15 protein-coding genes and 3 pseudogenes are annotated in these 17503 nt (G+C 70.8%); 10 read left to right on the forward strand and 8 right to left on the reverse strand.

All coding sequences use genetic code 11. The features are described 5' to 3' along the window. Positions 1-29 precede the first annotated feature (29 nt). Complete coding sequence (locus TNCT6_RS09045) at positions 30-1412, reverse strand: S8 family serine peptidase (protein WP_141358374.1); 1383 nt, start codon at positions 1410-1412, stop codon at positions 30-32. Between the two features lie 503 nt (positions 1413-1915). Between TNCT6_RS09045 and TNCT6_RS09050 the strand changes: the two genes are divergently transcribed. Next, positions 1916-3499 carry an FMN-binding glutamate synthase family protein gene (locus TNCT6_RS09050; RefSeq protein WP_141358376.1) on the forward strand — a complete coding sequence of 528 codons (1584 nt, stop codon included), beginning with the start codon at positions 1916-1918 and terminating at the stop codon, positions 3497-3499. 244 nt (positions 3500-3743) lie between these two features. Here TNCT6_RS09050 and TNCT6_RS09055 read toward each other — a convergent pair whose 3' ends face one another. Beyond that, complete coding sequence (locus TNCT6_RS09055; RefSeq protein WP_141358378.1) at positions 3744-4688, reverse strand: hypothetical protein; 945 nt, start codon at positions 4686-4688, stop codon at positions 3744-3746. After that, positions 4685-5233: a SigE family RNA polymerase sigma factor gene (locus tag TNCT6_RS09060; protein WP_141358380.1), complete on the reverse strand. Its 549-nt coding sequence runs from the start codon at positions 5231-5233 to the stop codon at positions 4685-4687. The genes TNCT6_RS09055 and TNCT6_RS09060 overlap by 4 nt, the downstream gene beginning before the upstream one ends. A 202-nt stretch (positions 5234-5435) precedes the next feature. Here TNCT6_RS09060 and TNCT6_RS09065 point away from each other — a divergent pair, with 202 nt between their 5' ends. From TNCT6_RS09065 to TNCT6_RS39795, 5 genes and pseudogenes are all read left to right on the forward strand, one after another. Then, complete coding sequence (locus TNCT6_RS09065; protein WP_141366252.1) at positions 5436-6539, forward strand: hypothetical protein; 1104 nt, start codon at positions 5436-5438, stop codon at positions 6537-6539. A gap of 231 nt (positions 6540-6770) precedes the next feature. Beyond that, a pseudogene (locus TNCT6_RS09070) lies at positions 6771-7019 on the forward strand (IS5/IS1182 family transposase); the annotation flags it as partial. 32 nt (positions 7020-7051) lie between these two features. Further along, the gene (locus TNCT6_RS09075) at positions 7052-7606 is read left to right on the forward strand and encodes a SigE family RNA polymerase sigma factor (RefSeq protein WP_141358382.1); all 555 of its coding nucleotides are present in this window, start codon (positions 7052-7054) and stop codon (positions 7604-7606) included. Next, positions 7599-8183 (forward strand): hypothetical protein, encoded by a 585-nt coding sequence (locus tag TNCT6_RS09080; RefSeq protein ID WP_141358384.1) that lies wholly within the window; start codon positions 7599-7601, stop codon positions 8181-8183. The genes TNCT6_RS09075 and TNCT6_RS09080 overlap by 8 nt, the downstream gene beginning before the upstream one ends. Before the next feature lie 228 nt (positions 8184-8411). After that, positions 8412-8906 (forward strand): hypothetical protein, encoded by a 495-nt coding sequence (locus TNCT6_RS39795; protein WP_253266058.1) that lies wholly within the window; start codon positions 8412-8414, stop codon positions 8904-8906. A gap of 738 nt (positions 8907-9644) precedes the next feature. Here the strand turns inward: TNCT6_RS39795 and TNCT6_RS09095 are convergent. Then, positions 9645-10031 carry a VOC family protein gene (locus tag TNCT6_RS09095; RefSeq protein WP_141358388.1) on the reverse strand — a complete coding sequence of 129 codons (387 nt, stop codon included), beginning with the start codon at positions 10029-10031 and terminating at the stop codon, positions 9645-9647. Between the two features lie 211 nt (positions 10032-10242). Then, complete coding sequence (locus TNCT6_RS09100) at positions 10243-10890, reverse strand: TetR/AcrR family transcriptional regulator (RefSeq protein WP_141358390.1); 648 nt, start codon at positions 10888-10890, stop codon at positions 10243-10245. Positions 10891-10968: 78 nt separating this feature from the next. Here TNCT6_RS09100 and TNCT6_RS09105 point away from each other — a divergent pair, with 78 nt between their 5' ends. Continuing rightward, on the forward strand, positions 10969-12486 hold the full coding sequence (locus tag TNCT6_RS09105) for an FAD-dependent monooxygenase (RefSeq protein WP_373996161.1): 1518 nt from the start codon (positions 10969-10971) through the stop codon (positions 12484-12486). Positions 12487-12546: 60 nt separating this feature from the next. On the opposite strand, the gene TNCT6_RS09110 is transcribed toward TNCT6_RS09105, so the two are convergent. Continuing rightward, positions 12547-13290, reverse strand: coding sequence for a rhomboid family intramembrane serine protease (locus tag TNCT6_RS09110; RefSeq protein WP_141358394.1), 744 nt, complete (start codon positions 13288-13290; stop codon positions 12547-12549). Positions 13291-13419: 129 nt separating this feature from the next. After that, positions 13420-13869, reverse strand: a pseudogene (locus TNCT6_RS42055) (hypothetical protein); the annotation flags it as partial. A 61-nt stretch (positions 13870-13930) separates the two neighbouring features. Between TNCT6_RS42055 and TNCT6_RS42060 the strand changes: the two are divergent. Beyond that, positions 13931-14068 (forward strand): annotated as a pseudogene (locus TNCT6_RS42060) (TetR/AcrR family transcriptional regulator); the annotation flags it as partial. A gap of 40 nt (positions 14069-14108) precedes the next feature. Then, a complete protein-coding gene (locus tag TNCT6_RS40770) occupies positions 14109-14282 on the forward strand; it encodes a hypothetical protein (RefSeq protein ID WP_253266059.1) in 174 nt (57 codons plus the stop codon). Between the two features lie 76 nt (positions 14283-14358). Here the strand turns inward: TNCT6_RS40770 and TNCT6_RS09120 are convergent, their stop codons facing one another. Continuing rightward, positions 14359-15630, reverse strand: coding sequence for an FAD-binding oxidoreductase (locus TNCT6_RS09120; protein WP_141358396.1), 1272 nt, complete (start codon positions 15628-15630; stop codon positions 14359-14361). 196 nt (positions 15631-15826) lie between these two features. On the opposite strand from TNCT6_RS09120, the gene TNCT6_RS09125 reads away from it, so the two are divergent. Next, a complete protein-coding gene (locus tag TNCT6_RS09125) occupies positions 15827-17491 on the forward strand; it encodes a CdaR family transcriptional regulator (RefSeq protein WP_141358398.1) in 1665 nt (554 codons plus the stop codon). Positions 17492-17503: the final 12 nt, after the last annotated feature.

Below are 17503 nucleotides of genomic sequence, written 5' to 3' on the forward strand. Positions count from 1 at the left end.
AGGCGCCCGCACCTCGGGGAGGGGAGCTTTCAGCCCTCCTTGGCGAGGGCAGGGACGAAGCGGGCCGCGTCGATCGTGCCGACGCCGGTCGCCATGTCGTAGCCCTTCACCGCGGTGTGGCCGGTGACTCCCGCGTAGCTGTTGTTCGTGCCGTCCTTCACATCCACGATCCCGGTGGACGGGTTCCGCGAGGACCGCGCGAACAGCGAGTACAGCGCCTGGTGGATGTCACCCAGCCGGTGCCCGGCGACCTGGTCGGCCAGGGCCACGATGCCCGCAAAGAGCGGGCTGGCCTCGCTGGTGCCGACGTAGACATCCCAGCCGACCCGCTTCGGGTCGTAGCTGGAGTACACCCATGCGCCGCCGTTCAGCGCGGCGGACATCGAAACGTCGGGGGTGCCGCGGCGGTCGCCGACCACCTGCTCGACCCCGTTCTGGTACGAGGGACGGGCGAAGACATGGGACAGGCCGCCGCCGCTCGCGCCGTCGTCGTTGTAGACACTGTCCGGCGCGATGCGGTCGCCCTTGGCGTCCAAGTGCAACTGGGTGCCGCCGACCGAGACGGCCAGTGGGTCGGAGGACGGCCAGGCGTTGACCCTGTACGGGTAGTTGGCCTTGCCGCTCGCGGTGGTGTTGGTGGCTCCGCCGTCGCCGGAGGCGGCGAGGACGGTCACACCGTGCCTGGCCGCGTCCTTGAAGGCATACCGCAGGTTCTGAATGCTGGAGAAGTCACCACTGCGGAAGCCGGGGAAGGTGTTCTCCGTCGCGCCGAAACTCTGGCTGATCACATCGCCCACGCCGCGGTCGACGAGCCACTTCTCGGCGTCCATCATCTCTCGCAGGCCGGTGGTGCCGTCCCCGTTCTGGTTGGCCCCGGACTCCACCAGGACGATGTGCGCGTCCGGGGCGACGGCATGCGCCATCTCCACGTCGAGGGTGGTCTCCCCGGCCCAGTCGATGTGGGCGGGGTTGGCGGGGTCGAAGGTCGGAACGGTACCCCACTTGACCACGTCGACGTGGGTGCTCTTCATACCGAACCGGGCACTGTAGACGTCCAGGTCATGCTGGATGGTCGGCGAGCCGAATGCATCCACGATCACGATCGTGCGCCCCTTGCCGGTGACTCCCGCCCGGTACAGCGGGTTCAGGTTGTACGCCTGCCGGTACTGGGTCGGGGTGTAACAGGAGATCCGCCACTTCGCCTGGCACTGCTCGGTGGTCAGCAGGCTGCGGGCGGTGTTCTCCGATTGCTGCCCGGCTACCGCCGGGCGGGCTTTGACTCCTTGCACCGAATGCACGGGTGCGGCGACCGAAGAACCTGACAAAACGGGTGACATTAGTGCGATATTGGCGAGGGCGGTGACCCCGGCCGCCGCGACCACAACGCGGCGCCGCGCACGAACTCTGCGCATGATCCCCTTACACGGTGAGGCCCCCACTCGACAGTTGCCACAATCCCACCCCGAGGCCATTCGCAGAGCAAGCACTTACCCCTGTGCGACTTCTCACTGATGTGCTACTTGTCACTGTTGTCCGATTCAGGAACGTGCGGCCCTATCGAGCGCGCAAAGTACGACCCGGGTGGCAGCAGTGTGATCGACGCCATCACTTCGGAGCCGTGTGCGCAGGTTCGGATCCCGTCGAGGGCACCTCGAAGGAGGTGCCGAGAGACCCCGTGATCAGCGGAGACGCCGAGTGCGGGGCCTTCGTGCATGTGAGGACGTATGCCGTTCGAAGCCGCCGCACGTCGGGGCTGTGGGCGGATCTTGGAGTGTCGCCGCAGGTGAGGTCCAGGGCGTGGCCGGGGTCCGTGCCGGTGCCGGGTGGCGCCGTTCGGTCGGTCGGCACGTCATGGGGCGGACGTCTCAGCCTTGGGACATTGTGATGCGCCCTGGGTGGGCTGTACGTTCCCCGCATGATCAGAATTGCAGTGATCGCATTCATTGGAGCTCTCGCCATTTCCTTCGGCGTCACGGCCTTGGCCGTGTCGCCTTGGTGGTGGCTGGTCGCCGTGTTGTGTGCGGGGATAGCCGGGGTCGGTTCTTATGATTTGCTCCAAAAGCGCCATTCTGTCTTGCGCAACTACCCGGTGCTGGGGCACATCCGCTTCATGCTGGAATCGATCCGGCCGGAGTTGCAGCAGTATTTCATTGAGCGCAATTTCGATGGCCGTCCCTACGACAGGGATGTGCGCAGCCTTGTCTACCAGCGCGCCAAGGGGACCGAAGCGGAGATCGCTTTCGGCACCGAGCGGAACGTCTACGCCGAAGGCTACGAATACTTCGAATCTTCGATGAGGCCGCGCCCGGTGCCGGCGGAGCAGCCCCGGGTCCGCATCGGCGGTCCGGACTGCACCAAGCCCTACGACATGGCGTTGCTCAACGTCTCGGCCATGAGCTTCGGTTCGCTGTCCGCCAACGCCGTCCTCGCCCTGAACCGGGGGGCCGCCCTCGGAGGCTTCGCTCACGACACCGGCGAGGGCGGCATGTCGGAGTACCATCAGCGCCACGGTGGTGACCTGGTGTGGGAAATCGGCACCGGATACTTCGGTTGCCGCACCGCGGACGGCGGTTTCGATCGCGCGCGGTTCGCCGAGAAGGCCGCTCACGACAACGTGAAATGCGTGTCACTGAAGCTGTCTCAGGGGGCCAAGCCCGGTATCGGAGGGGTGCTGCCCGGAGAGAAGGTCACCGCCGAGATAGCCCGGGTACGCGAGGTTCCCGAGGGAAAGACCGTCATCTCGCCCCCTTACCACCAGGTCTTCGACACGCCCCGGGAACTGATCCGGTTCATCGCCGAAATGCGCGAGCTGTCCGGTGGAAAGCCGGTCGGCTTCAAGTTGTGTGTGGGCTCCCGGCGGGAGTTCCTGGCGGTGTGCAAGGCCATGCTCGAAGAGGGCACCGCGCCGGACTTCATCATCGTCGACGGAGCGGAGGGCGGCACCGGAGCCGCGCCGCTGGAGTTCGCCGACCACCTGGGCAGTCCGCTCACCGAGGGCCTGATCACCGTCCACAACGCCCTGGTCGGCGCCGGCCTGCGGGACCGGATCAAGATCGGCGCGAGCGGCAAGGTGGCCACCGGAGCCGACATCGTCAAGCGCATGCTGCAAGGCGCCGACTTCACCAACGCGGCACGCGCCATGATGTTCGCGATCGGATGCATCCAGGCGCAGAGCTGCCACACCAACACCTGCCCCGCCGGTGTCGCCACACAGGACCCGCGCCGCGCACGCGCGTTGGATGTCGACGACAAGTCGGCCCGGGTCCACCGCTTCCAGTCCGCCACGGTGAACAGCGCACTGCAGATCATCGCCTCGCTGGGCGTGAGTGAACCCGCCGAACTGCGCCCGAACATGCTGCGTCGGCGCGTGGACCCGGTCACCGTCCGCTCCTACGCGGAGCTCTACGACTGGCTGACCCCTGGCCAGTTGCTGATCGAGCCGCCCGAGTCCTGGGCAGCTGACTGGAAGGCCGCTGATCCCGACCGTTTCGCTGTCTGACGGGCCTGTAAGCGGATTGGGGGCTGCGCCCGGCTCAGCGGGTCGGGGCCGTCCCGCTGCTCCGCGGGACCTGTCCGAGCGGAGCGCTGTCGCCCAGAGGTTGTGTCCACAGAAGTGGGTGAGGGCCTTCTGGCTCGGTGTGGATTGCCACGTCCGCACCGGCGACCAGAAAGGCCCTCATGCCGCACCTCTGCCCGGGATCCGGGGGCGCCTTCCCCTGTGAGGCGCCCCCGGCCGGGTGGCGCTACGGCAGCCGCTTCTCGTGGTACTTGTCCTTGTCGGAGTCGTAGACCAGCTTGTCGTCGGCGTCATAACCCTTGATGCGCGGGGCCATGGTGACCTGCTGGTTCAGGACGCCGGAGGCGACGAACCAGCCGTGGTCCAGGACGGCCTGGCTGGCGGCGCCGCCGTAGGAGACGGTCACCCGGGCCACCGACGGCTTGACGGTGCCGATGACACCCCACTGGAAGGGCAGCTTCCAGTTGCCACGGTCAAGGAACGACTGCTGGTAGAGCTTGCCTCCGTTGATGTCGGCCATCACGGGGCCGGCGCCCGGGACGTCGTCGGAGCCTACGCTGGCGTTGATGCCGCTTGCCTGGCCGTCCTTCACGTTGCAGATCAGCCGGGCCTGCTTCGGTTGCTCCTTCACCGCGACGACGTACGTGCCGTCGCCCGGCGCGTTGGAGTCGCCGGTGCTGTTCATCGCCAGGATGATCCGGTAGTCCTCGGCCGCGCCCAGGTCCATGCGGGAGCCGGACGGGCCGGCTGTGCGCGACCGGTCGTCCGCGAGGCACTTCTTCAGCCCGTCGGCTGCCTGCTCGAAGGTGATCCCGTTGAGGAGCTGCCCCTCCGTGGCCGGACGCGCGGGCCCCGCCGGCGACGCGGACGGCGTCGGTTTCGCCGGCGTCCGCGGTGTGGTGCTGACCGGCGGGGTCGATGCCACCGTGTTCCCGCCCGCAGTCCCGTCGGTCAGCGCGTACGCGCCCACGGGCATCGCCGCCAGCGTCACCAGGGCCGCCCCGGCCGCCGCCACCCGGCGTCGCCGCTCCACCGTGCCCCGGCGGCGGATCGCCGGATACGGCACCGGAGCGGGCCGGATGGTGTTCGCGTCCTCGGCGAGCAGCTCGCGCAGTTGCTCCTCGAAGTCCCCGTCTGTTCCCATTCCCTGCCGCTTCTTCTCCTCGTTCACTTGCCGGCTCCCTGCCCGGACGACACTCGGCTGCGGACAGGTTCGTCCACGACCTGAGCGAGCCCCGGATGCGTACGCAATTTCGCCAGCGCCTTGGACGCCTGGCTCTTGACCGTGCCGGGCGAGCAGCCGAGGATCTCGGCGACCTCGGCCTCGGGCAGGTCCTCCCAGTAGCGCATGACGATCACCGCCCGCTGCTTCGGCGGCAGTCCGGCCAGCGCCGCGAGCAGGGCGCTGCGCTCATCGGCCCACGAGACGGCGTCGTCCCGGCCGGCCGCCTCCGGCGGCGCCGCGGTGAGAGCCTCCTTGACCCGCCGCTTGCGGAAGCGGTCGCTGTTGCAGCTGACCAGTATCCGCCGGACGTACGCCTCCGGACGGTCGCTGCGCGAAACGCGCCGCCATGAGCGGTACGCCTTGGCCAGCGCCGTCTGCGTCAGGTCTTCGGCGTGGTGCACGTCGCCCGTGAGCAGATACGCGGTCCGTACGAGATGGGACCACCGCGCTCTCACGAATTCTTGGAACTCGGCCTCTTGTTTGGCCTGCATCAAGCACCCTCCCTCGCCCTCCAGACCACAGTTTCGGCGGATTCGGTTGCCCGGGATCCGATGCCTTCTCGGTCACGTGGGCGGGGCCACTGACGAGCAGCGGCCAGGACCGAACTGTCAAGTGGTGGAGCCGTGTGATGATGCGCGAAGGGTGACCCGCCCTGGGTGGGGCCGGGTGCGTGAGAAGAAGCGGGGGCCCATCGTGGGCAAGGGTGGGGAGTCCATACCGGACGAAGAGTGGGAGCGCTTCCTTCGTGAAGCCGAGGCGGGGACCAAGGGTGCGCCCGAGGAACCGTCGGCGCGGGCCCGGATGGTGACGCGGCGGCTGCGGGAGGACACCGGCCGACCGGAGCCGTGGCGGAGTCACCGACCGGCCCGGCGGCAGGGAAGCAAGGTCTGGTACGCGGTCGGTCTGCTGGTTGCGGCCGCCTTGGTGGTCGTGGCGCTGGATCCAGGGCGAGTGGCTGGATGGTTCGGCGGCGGAGACGGAGGCGGCGAGAGTGCGCCGCTCGCCGCGGAGTCGCAACGTCCGGACCAACCGCCGCCAACCGAGGCGGCAGCCCAACTACCGACCATGGAGCAGCCGTTCAGGGGATCCCCCGCGGCGCGGTGGGGCGACGGTACAGCTGGGATCGGCATGCCTGAGGCTCGGGCGACCGGCTGGATGAGCAAGGGCCAGGTCGCGCGGGCGCTCGAGAGGACCCGGGGCTTCCTCGCCGCGTCCAGTCTGGATCCTGGAGTGCTGCGCGGGGAGCGGCCGAGGAAGGCGATCGAGGTGATCAATCCTCATCAGCGGGACGTCCAGGACTTCCTGGCGACCGCGTTCCGCGCGCCCAGCCGGGAGAACGATCCTCTGCTGCTGTTCAGCCGGTTCGACAGGACGGAGGTCCGGCTTGTCGGGGACGTGGTCAAGACACGAGGACGGATCACGTACCGGGAAGGTGAGCGCGGTGCGGTCGAGGTGACCACCGATGTCACGTACGTGTACCCGGTCGCACCCGCCGGAGCGGGAATCAATGAAGTCGCGCGCACCATCGTGCGCCGTGAGGTCGTGATGAGCTGGGACGACCCGGCCAAGGTCGTCGTCGAGCCGGGTACGTTCTCCCTCGTCTCCTACACGATGGACACCACCAACGGCGGCTGCGACACCTTCACCGGCTACCTGACCCCCACGTTCGGCGCGGAGCGTGCGGCCACGCGCCCGGGAGACGGCCCCGAGGTCGACCCGTACGACCGGAGCACGTCGATGGAGGCGCGTATGCGGGAGGCCGGCGATGCGGGGTGCGGGACCGCCACGCGGTCGTGAGTGGCGGTCGGAGGGAGATCGGGGCCACCAAGAGGTCGCGCGGACAGGTGCGGTTGGGGATACCGGCAACAGAACGGGCACAGGTCCCAGTGATCATGGAGTTGCGACGCTCTGTGATCACTGGGGAGACCTGTGCCCGCGCTTCCGTCATGGCTGACCGAACCGCTCTGGAACCCATTCGTGGTCCTGCTCCCCGAGCGGCCGGAGTACCACCCGGACCATCCACTCCGCAAACAGGGCCTGAGACGCTCGGGCATGACGGACGGATACGGCATTCCCCCGGGTCTCGTCCTGGCCGGCGCCAACCGCCACGACTCCCCACTGCTCGCCCCGGCCCTGGACCGCCTGAACGACCTGGGTCCGCTGCCCGACGACATCACCGTCCACCCGGACGCCGGCTACGACTCCGACAAGACCCGCACCCTGCTCAACGAACGCGGCCTCCATGGCCGCATCGCACACGGGGGAGCTCCAATGGAGCCGCGCAGCCACCGTTCAGCGTGAGAAGGGGTATGCGACCACCACCACAGAATGTGCCGGAGCGCGGTGTGGACGAGCGTGATTTTGACGCCTTCTACACCGCGAGCGTCGGTCGGCTCGTCGGCCAGTTGTACGCGATGACAGGTGACCTGGCTGAGTCTCAGGACGTGGTGCAGGAGGCCTTCGCCCGGGCCTGGGAACGCTGGGCCGAGTTGGACCTGAACGGTGCCCCCGAAGCGTGGGTGCGCACGGTGGCCTGGCGACTGGCGGTCAGTCGGTGGCGGCGGGCGCGCACCGCGCTGGCCTTCGCCCGGCGGCAGGGTCCGCCCGCCGCCGTACCGCCGCCGGAACCGCACCACGTGCTGCTGGTCCAGGCACTGCGGCGGATCCCCGAGGCGCAGCGGCGGGCCGTGGTGCTGCATCATCTGTGTGACCTGACGGTGGAGCAGGTGGCTGCCGAGACCGGTTGCCCCGTCGGCACGGTCAAGGCGCACCTGAGCCGCGGACGGGCGGCGCTGGCACGTCTGCTGGCCGATACGGACCTCGATCTGCGGACGACCCGGCTGCCGGAGGTGAGGCATGGCTGACAGGACAGAACTGGAGCGGTGTCTGGAGCGGAACCTGGCCGGGCTCGCCGAGTCGGGCCGGCAGCAGGTGATGCCGCTTGCCGCGCACCGGGTGCGGGCCCGTGGTGAGCAGCGCATGCGCCGCCGACGGGCGGCCGTGGCGTTCGGCGGCGCGCTGCTGGCCGCCGCTGTGGTGGTGGGCGGTCTGTCGCTGGTCCGAGCCGCCCGGGTGCCGGAGCCGGCCGCGATCGCGCCGGCGCCGACCGTTTCGGGCTTCGTGCCGCCGTCGCCCGCACAGGGCGAGGAGTACGCCAGTGAACTGGGCTACGTGTACGGCGCGGTGGCGCAGGGCGACATGGTGCGGGTCACCGTCGAGCAGCTCCGTACCGTCCGGGGGACCGCGGTGCCCACGGGTGTGGTGCACACGCTGACCCTGCCGCGGTGGACGCTGGTGGAGGCACGGCGGCTCTCCGGCGGGTCCCCCGCGGATATGCAGCTGGACCAGTTGGTGAGCCGGCTGGCTGCCGGGCCGCGGTGGATGTTCGCGATCGACTACGACAGCGAGGGCCGGGTGCAGTCCTTGCGGGAGACCGACTGAGGGCGCCGCCGCATTCACGGCATCGAAGTGCAACCCGGAGGCGGGCCAGGGCGTAGAGCTCATGTATCCCGACTGCATCTGATCCGATGGGACCTTGCCGTGCTCACTTCTCGCCGCCGAACCGGCGCCCTTTCCCTGACCGCTCTCGCCTTGACCGCTTTTGCCCTGACCGCATGCACCGGCAAGGGAGGCGAAGGGCAGGCGGACGCCCCTGCCCCGGCAACACCGGTGACGGCTTCAGCGCCGGCGTCCGGACAGGCCACCGCGACGACCCCGCCCACCGCGACGGTCCCGGCTACTGCGACGACCCCGCCCACCGCGACGACCGCGCCCGCCGCGCCCGGCGACGGCACCGCCCCGGCCGGCACGACGCGTTGGGCCGGTACCAAGCAGTTCATGCAGATACGCGAGGGCTGGATCAGCGGCGGACGGACCTACCTGTCCGTGCGGACGGCCCGGAAGGTGGCCGCCACGGGCCCGCACGAGGCGTGGTTGATCGTCCCCGGTGAAGGGCCCTACACCACGGTGCTCATGGCCACAGACGCCCGGGTACTGCTCTCGGTCCCGCTGGGCGACAACTCCCTCGCCCACCCCTACTCCCAGGCCGAGTTCGTCAACCGGCTGATGGCCGAGCCGAGCTCCTCCCGCTCGGGGCTGGGGTACGACCTCAGCTTCGACGGGAAGGGCCGGGTGACCAGGTTGCAGTCGCTGTACACCCCCTAGTGCTGTGACCGGAAAGGTTCACCGGCTCGCGACGCCCGGCACGGCACTCCCCCAGCCTTCGGCCGGGGGTACCCCCACGCCGCGTTGTCGCATCACCCGAGTACATCCAGTACGCGGGCAATGCTCCGCCTTGCGATGCTCCCCCACTGCCTGAACGGCGTGGGAGGTGCCCCCAGCACCGGACGCCGCGAGCTTCCCGGCAAATCTTCCCGGCCACAGCACTAGGAAGAGGGACATCAGGAACCACAGGGTCCATGGCCGTTGGACGACGTACACGACGAACCCGTTGCCCGGCCAGTACTCGCGCCATGATGCTGCCGACGGTGTGCAGAATCACGATCAACGTGGCGGAGAGGAACCGGGTGTTGGCCCACCACGGAGTCCTGGCCCGGTCCGTCCCGCCGGCGCGGTCGGTGGAGACGGCGGTGGCAGGTCTCGGGAGTGGTTCGTCCATCGCGACGGTGGGCTCATGGCAGCGGCTCGGCAGGGGAACGGGTCGCCGTACCGGTGCTCGACTTGACGGGGCGGGGCACACCGTGACGATCTCCGAGAAGGGCTTCGTTGCCGGTTCTGGTTCATACGGTGAACTTCACATACACATCGAAGGCCCCGACGAACCTCCCGGCGGCGTCCCTGCCGCACTGCCGTCCCGCTCGTAGAGCTCCGGGGAGTACGGCAGCCCGAAGTGGGCGTCGAGCGCGTCGCCTTCCTCGGAGATGTCCACCCCCGCGGTCGCGCTCAGTCGCCGCTGCCGTACGGGCGGGTGAGGATCTCCATCGCGTGGCCCACCGGGTCCTGGAAGTACAGGCCGCGGCCGCCGTCGCGGTGGTTGATCTCGCCGGGGTGTTCCAGGTGCGGGTCGGCGTAGTACGTCACGTGGGCCTGCAGGATTCGGTCGAACGCCGCGTCGAAGTCCTCGTCGGAGACGAGGAAGGCGTAGTGCTGGGAGGCGATCGGTCCCTCCGGGTCGGCCATGTAGTCGAGGGTGACGCCGTTGCCGGTGGCGACGGGAACGAACGGGCCCCAGGGCGCGCCGACCTCCAGGCCCAGGATGCCCGCGAGGAACTCGGCGGACTCCTGCTTGTTCCGGGCGTGGACGATGGTGTGGTTCAGCTCCACGTTCATGGTGTGCCTCCCTGCGGCACCTCTCGCCGGCGCCTCCGTGCCCCACCAAACCGATGTCCGGCACGCGGTGCCGTAATTCCGACCCTAGCCGGGGCGGTCCGCGGACGGTAGCCGGATCCGTGTCACCCGAGTCGTCACCCGATCCGTCACCCGATCCGTGGGCGGACGGGAACACGACGCGACCAGTCGTAACCCCCGCGCTTCCACAGGGTCACTGGTCCCAGAGTCGCCGCAATCCGTTCTCCAGCAGCGCGAACGCCTGTTCCGCGTCCGCCACCGCGCCCGCGTGGCGCGCGTCGGCCGGTTCTCCGTGGGCCAGGCGGGAGGCGTTGTCCTGGGCCAGCAGGCCCTGGACCGCGACGATCTGGGTGGCGGCCAACCTCGCCGAGAGTTCGGGGGTGTCCGCCGTTTCCTCCAGCGCCCGGGCCAGTGCGCGTTCGGCGCCGGTGTGGAACTGATCCATCCGGGCCACCAGTGAGGGCGCGTCCAGGATCATGCGGGTGAGGCGCAGGACCTGGGGATGGTCGTTGAGTCCGGTGATCGGGTCCCGGTCGTGCAGCCCCGTGAGGAAGTGCTCGCGCAGTGCGGTCAGCGGGGCGGTGCGGGGCGGGCGGGCCTGTACGACGCGTGCGGCCTCGGTCTCGTGGTCGGCGAGGCGGTGCACCACGAGGTCTTCCTTGGTGGGGAAGTAGGCGAAGAGCGTGCGTTTGGAGACCTCGGCCGCCTCGGCCACCTGAGCCACCGAGACCTGGTTGAAGCCGTGTTCGAGGAACAGCGCGATCGCCGCATCGGAGATCGCCGCGCGGGTCCGTTGCTTCTTCCGTTCGCGTAGTCCTGGCTTACCGTCCACGGCGCCCATCCTAGCCGCTCACTCCCCTGAGGATATTTCTACACCTGGTATACATTTACTCCGAGGGAAGGAATGGGAGAAACAAGAGTGTTGGACGAGATCGAGATCGAGATCGAGACCGAGGTCGTCGTCGTGGGCGCCGGTCCGACCGGGCTGACGCTGGCGTGCGAACTGACGCTGGCAGGGGTCGAGACCCTGGTCCTGGAGAAGCTGCCTCGGCGTGGCGAGCACATCAAGGGCGGCGGGATCCAGCCTCGTACCGCCGAGTTGCTGGAGTCGCGCGGGCTGCTGGAACCGTTGCTGCACAGGGCCGCGTCCCGTGAGCCGGTCGGCGGGCACTTCGCCGCCCTGCCCGTGCCCCTGGACTGCACCCCCTGGCAGACCAGGCACCCTTTTCCGCTCGCGGTTCCACAGTGGGAGGTCGAGGAGGTCCTCGAAGAGCGGGCGCTCGCTGCCGGTGCGCGGGTTCTGCGCGGCACCGTCGTCTCAGGGGTCGAGCCGGGCGACGACGGGGTGGTGGTGACGGCGGACGGGCTGCGGGTGCGGGCACGCTACCTGGCGGCGTGCGACGGCGGGCACAGTACGGTGCGGAAACTGCTGGGGCTGCCGTTTCCCGGCAGGCCCGGGACCCACCAGGCGGTGCTGGCCGACATCCGTCTGTCCGCCGTGTCGTCGCTGGTGCCGCGGCAGATCGGGCATATCAGCGCCATGACCCGAAGCGCGGGGGGTTACTGGGCCATGCTGGTCCCTCTCGGCGGCGACCGGTACGGGTTGACCTTCGGGCGCACGAACCAGTCGGGCGCCGACGCGGACGTCGACGGCGACACCCCCGTCACCCACGAGGCGATCGCCGCCGCGCTCCAGGCCGTGTACGGGCAGGAGACCGTCCTCGGCGCCGTGGACAACTCCTCGCGGTTCAGCGACGCCACCCGGCAACTGGAGCAGTACCGGTCGGGGCGCGTCCTGTTCGCGGGCGACGCGGCGCACATCCACCCGCCGCTCGGCGGTCAGGGCCTCAACCTCGGTGTCCAGGACGCGTTCAACCTCGGCTGGAAACTGGCCGCGGCCGTCCAGGGCCGGGCACCGAGCGGCCTCCTGGACAGCTACCACACCGAACGGCATCCCGTCGGGGCCCGGGTCCTGCACCACACGTCGGCGCAGCGCGTCCTGGCGGATCCGAAGCCGAGCGAGGACGTGGCCGCCCTGCGCGACATCTTCGTCGACCTGCTGCGCCTGCCCGACACCAACCGCCACCTCGCGGGGCTGATGTCCGGCCTCTCGCTGCGCTACCCGCTGTCCGGCGATCATCCGCTCACCGGACAGCGTGTGCCGGATGCCGACCTGGTCACCGAAGCGGGCCCCACCCGGCTGTCGGCGCTGTTCGCGTCGGGGCACGCCGTCCTGCTCGACCTGGCCGGAGCCGTCCCGGCAGGCCTCCGGCTCCCGCCGCGAGTCGACCTCGTCCGCGCCTCATGCGCCGACGATCTGGGCGCCGCCGCCCTGCTCATCCGTCCCGACGGCTACGTCTGCTGGGCCACGGACAGCTCCGCAGACCACGGCGACGCACTGCTCGCAGCCATCGCCGGCGGCCTGGCGAAGAGCTAGCGCCGTGACCGGAAAGGTTCACCGGCTCGCGACGGCCGGCAAACCTTTCCGGCCACAGCGCTAGAGGAGCCCCAGGTCGCCCAGTTCCTTGTGCAGGTCGGCTCGCGGGTTGTCGGCTCGCACCGGGAGGTCGCCGCGGGTGGTTGTTGTCCCGGTGCCGCCGTCGGGGCGGCCGGCTCCGGTGGGCCGTGCGCGCCGGTCCCGGAAGAGCCAGGCCCCGGCCAGGCCGCCGATCAGGCCTCCGAGGTGTCCGAGCCAGCTCACCCCCGGTGTCCCGGGCACGGCGACGGTGAGCATGTAGGCGAAGGAGGCCGCCATGACGACGCCGATCAGCGTGTCGATCAGGTGCCGGTCGAAGAGGCCGCGGACCACGACGTAGCCGAAGTAGCCGAAGATCAGGCCGCTGGCGCCCACGGTCTCCACGCCGCCCCGTTCGAAGAACCAGACGGTGAGTCCGCTCGTCACCGCGACGAGCAGGCTCAGTCCCAGGAAGCGGGCCACGCCCCGGTAGGCGGCGAGGAAGCCGAAGATGAACAGCGGGCCGGAGTTGCTTTCGATGTGCTCCCAACTCCAGTGCAGGAAAGGCGCGGTGAGGATGTCGGGCAGCGTGCCGAGGTCGCCGGACGCCACCCCGAACTGCCGTGAGAGGGCGTAATCGTCGGTGTAGTTGGCCAGTTGCACCAGCCAGACCACCGCGAGGAACCCGAACATCGTGAAGAACGCCTTCCGCGCCTCCGCGATCATCTGCTCCGCACCCATCGGCCCGGGCCGCGCCCCTGCCCGTTCCTGATTCGCCCTGCCCATGGCACGCTCCCCTCCCCCTGCGGATCCGTGTCCGCGTCACCAGGGACTTCCAGTATTCCCGGCGGCGGGGGTGCGCGGGGAGGGGGAGAACATGTGCGCGGGAAGCGGCACGGGGTCGTCCGCCGAGGGCTACTCCGCCCCGGAGGGGACGACCGTCCTCGGGTGCTCGGCGGCCGGGACACCGCCGGATGTTCCCTCCTCGCTCAGGCCGATCCATGCGTGCAGCCTGCGCAGCGGCCCGGGCGCCCACCAGGTGGCCCGGCCGGTCAGCCGCATCACCGCGGGAACGAGCAGGCTGCGGACCACCATCGCGTCCATGATGTGCTGCTGGACGGTACGGGACTCGGCGCTCGCGGGCAGCTGCCGGTCATCGGCGTTGCCGAACTTCACGCTCAGGAACGGCAGACCGAGGAGGACCAGCCCGGCGGTCGCGGCGATCGCGAAGACCGGGGCCCGCCGCATCACCAGCCGTGCGGCCCTGGCCCACCCGTCCTTCGTGTCGCCGCTCCCCGGGCGGTGGCGTCGCAGGGCGCGTCGGAGGTCCCAGGCGTTGATCCGCTCCCCGAGCAACACCAGCGCGGTACTGGAGGCACACGGCCAGGTCTTCACCGACGCCAACGTGTCCCTGCCGCTGGACGGGATGCTGGACGCGATCCTCGATCCGCTCATCGAGTTCAACCTCAGGAATCCGGCGTTCCTCGCCCTGATCCACGGCCCCGACGCGCCGGGGGAGATCGCGTCGGACAAGGAGGTCCTCCACGCGATCCTGCAACGGCAGGTCGAGGAGACCGTCGCGCTCCGCGCCCCCGGCCTGCCCCATGACGAGTGTGTGCGTCGCGACCACGGCCTTCGCCGTCTTCCGGGCGGGGCTCTGCCCGGCGATGCAGCACCAGGAGCCCGAAAGGGCCGCCTACACGGTCGAGGTGAAGGCGGCCCTGGCCCGGTACCTGGCCCCGGTGATCGGCACGGAGGCCCGCGCGGTACGTCGCTGAGACAGCGGCGCGGGCGCTGAAACAGCGAAGCGGGCGCTGAAACAGCGGCGCGGGCGCTGAAACAGCGGCGCGGGCGTCAGCGCAGCGGGTCGAACGGGGCCAGTTGCGCGGGGCGTTCGCCGGTGACGATCGTCTCGGCGAGGAGCCGTCCGGTGGCCGGGCCGAGGGTGATGCCCCACATCCCGTGGCCGCCCGCGGCGAAGACCCGGGGGGAGCGGGTGGCGCCGATCAGGGGCAGGCCGTCGGTGGTGCACGGGCGGGAGCCGACCCACTCGTCCCGGCGGGCGTCCAGGTCGGCGCCGCGCAGCAGCGGGCGTGCGGCCTCGGCGATGGCGTGGACACGGCGGGCGTCCAGGGGCGCCTCCGGCTTGCGGAACTCCATCATTCCGGCGACCCGCAGACGGTCGCCGAGGGGCGTGCAGGCGACGCGCTGGGCGGGGAAGTAGACGGGACCGGACGGCACGTGCTCGACCGGGACGCTGAAGCTGTAGCCGCGGCCGGCCTGCACGAGGGAGCGCACGCCGAACTTCCGGGCGAGGCGGCCGAGCCAGGCGCCCGTGGCCAGGACCACCGCGTCGAAGCGCTCGCCGTCTCCGCCGCCGCCGACGACCGTGACACCGGCCGTCTCGTCCCGCACCTCGGTCACCTCCGTGCCCTCGTGGATCACCCCGCCCCGGGCACGGACCGCGTCGGCCAGGGCGTGCACGTAGTGTCCCGGGTCGATGTAGCGCTGACCGTGCAGCCGGATCGCCGCGCCGATCTCGTCCGACAGGGACGGCTCGACCCCCCGGGCCTCGTTCCCGTCGAGGACGTCGAACTCCATGGTCTGGCCCGCGGAGTGGATCTGCTCCAGCTCCTCCAGCAGGACCTTGCGCTCCGCGGCCGTGCGGTAGGCGGCGATGAAGGACTTGGCCTCCGGTGTCCGCGCCTCGACACCGCCCTCGGCCAGCGTGTCGAAGCTCGTCAGCGCCAGGCTGTTGATGGGTACGAGGGCACGCATCGACCGCAGCCACTGGGACGCGGTGCTGTTGCGGGCGAACCCCGTCAGGAACCTGAGCAGCTTCGGGTCGGCGCTCGGCGGGACGTAGACCGGGGAGGACGGGCTGAGTACCGCGCGCACCCCGTAGGTGAGGACCGCCGGCTCGGGCAGCGGCGTCGCCAGGCCGGGGGTGAGCCATCCGGCGTTGCCCCAGGACGATCCGGCGGCGACCCCCTCGCGGTCGTACACGGTGACGTCGACGCCCCGCTCCTGGAGGAACCAGGCGGTGGACAGTCCGACCATGCCCGCGCCGACGACGGCGACACGGCTGGGGGCGGAGGGCGCGGGCGAGGGAGGGCGGGCGGCCATGCGGAACCTCTTCATCCGGAGCGGTGTCCGGGGTGGTGGCGCCTCCGGACGCCTCCGATGGTGATGCCGGTCGGCTCCGTTGTCTTTGTGGCCGGCGGACAATGAGGGTGGTGCCGATGATGCGGTGAGCACTATCCGCGTGGGACACAATGGGGCTCATGAGCAGTCCCCGATGCCGCGCTGCGGGGTGCCGGCCGTGATCACCGTGTCCGACCTCGTGGATTCCCTGGGGGCCGGGCTTCTGCGTACGGTCGTCCCGGCCGGGAACGCCGAGGTGCACGACGTCGCCCTGGCCGAGCCCGGTGACACCGCGGGCCAGCCGGGCGAACTCGTCCTGGGGGTGGGGGTGACCGACCGGTCCGGAGCTCTCGCCCTGCTGGAACGGACCGCCGCGGCAGGAGCCGCGGGCCTCGTGCTCAAGCGCCCCGCCGCGCGCGACCCGCAGGTGGCCCGCGCGGCCCGGAGACTGGCGGGCCCCGCACTGGTCGAACTGCGACCGCACACCTCGTGGGCACACGTCGTCTGGCTGCTGCGCGGTGTCATCGACCGGGCCTCCGCGCCCGCCACCGGCGCGCTCGGCACGCCTGGTCCGCACAGCGACCTGTTCGCCCTGGCCGACGCGGCGGCCGAGATCATCGACGCACCCGTGACGGTGGAGGACGCGCAGTCCCGCGTCCTCGCCTACTCCGCGCGGCAGGACAGCACCGATCCGGCACGGGTCTCCACCATCGTGGGGCGGCGCGTCCCCGCGGAAACCCTGACGCACTTCCGGGCGAGCGGCGTCTTCCGCCGGCTGGCACGCTCCAGCGACCCGATCTGGACCCCCGCCGGTCCCGACGGCATCCTGCCCCGGCTGATCATCCCCGTGCGGGCCGGCGGCGAGTGGCTCGGCTCGATCTGGGCCGTGGTCAAGTCGCCGGTTCCCCCGGAACGCATCCGCGAGCTCGGCGACGTGGCCTCCGTCCTGGCCCTGCATCTGCTACGGCTGCGCGCCGAGGCCGGCATCGCACGGCGGGTGTCGGCGGGGCAGCTGCGGGCCGCCCTGCGCGAAGGCGCCGTCCCGGACCAAGGACCGGGAGCGCCCGCCGCGCTGCCGGCCGGCCCTTGGCGGGTGGTGGCCTTCGGGTCGTCGCCCGGCGGGACGGAGGACGTCCGCAGGCAGCTGGACCTGTGGGAGTCGGTCGCGCACCGGTTCGGCTGGCACCAGCCGCTGCTCGCCGACCTCGACGGGCTGCTGTTCGGCGTGGTCACCGACCGGGGGCGGGGCGGGCGGCGGGGCGCGGCCGGTGCCCGGGCCGACGCCGGCACCGTCGACTGGCTCCGGCACGTGCTCACCGAAACACGCGCGCACGACCCCGGCCTGTACGCCGTGGCGGGCTGCCCCGCCCGCTCCCCCGACGAGCTGCCGCGCTCCACGGCCGAAGCCGTGGAACTCCACCGGCTGTTCGGCGCCGGACGGCTCCCCCTCGCCCCTCTCGCCCGAGGGAGGGGGATCGTGCTGATGGAGGACGCCTGGGACGCCGTCGTCGTGGAGCGCGCCAGGGCCGCCGTCGGGACCGACACGTGGCGGCTCGGCGGGCCGCTCGCCGCGCTGCGCGCACACGACGAGGAGCACGGCACTGCGTACCTCACCACCCTCGCGGCCTGGCTCGACCACTTCGGCGACCCGCAGAGCGCCGCACGGCACCTGCGGGTCCATCCCAATACGCTGCGCTACCGGCTGCGCAAGCTCGAAGAGGCGGTCCCGCTCGACCTCTCCTCACCCCGCCTGCGACTGGCTCTGCGGCTCCAGCTCATGGCGATGGGCGAGAACCCCGCGCCCGGCGAGCAGCCAGGGCCGAACGATCCGCCACCGAGGTGACCTCCGGCTCTC

The sequence above is a fragment of the Streptomyces sp. 6-11-2 genome (genome assembly GCF_006540305.1).
Classification (GTDB): domain Bacteria; phylum Actinomycetota; class Actinomycetes; order Streptomycetales; family Streptomycetaceae; genus Streptomyces.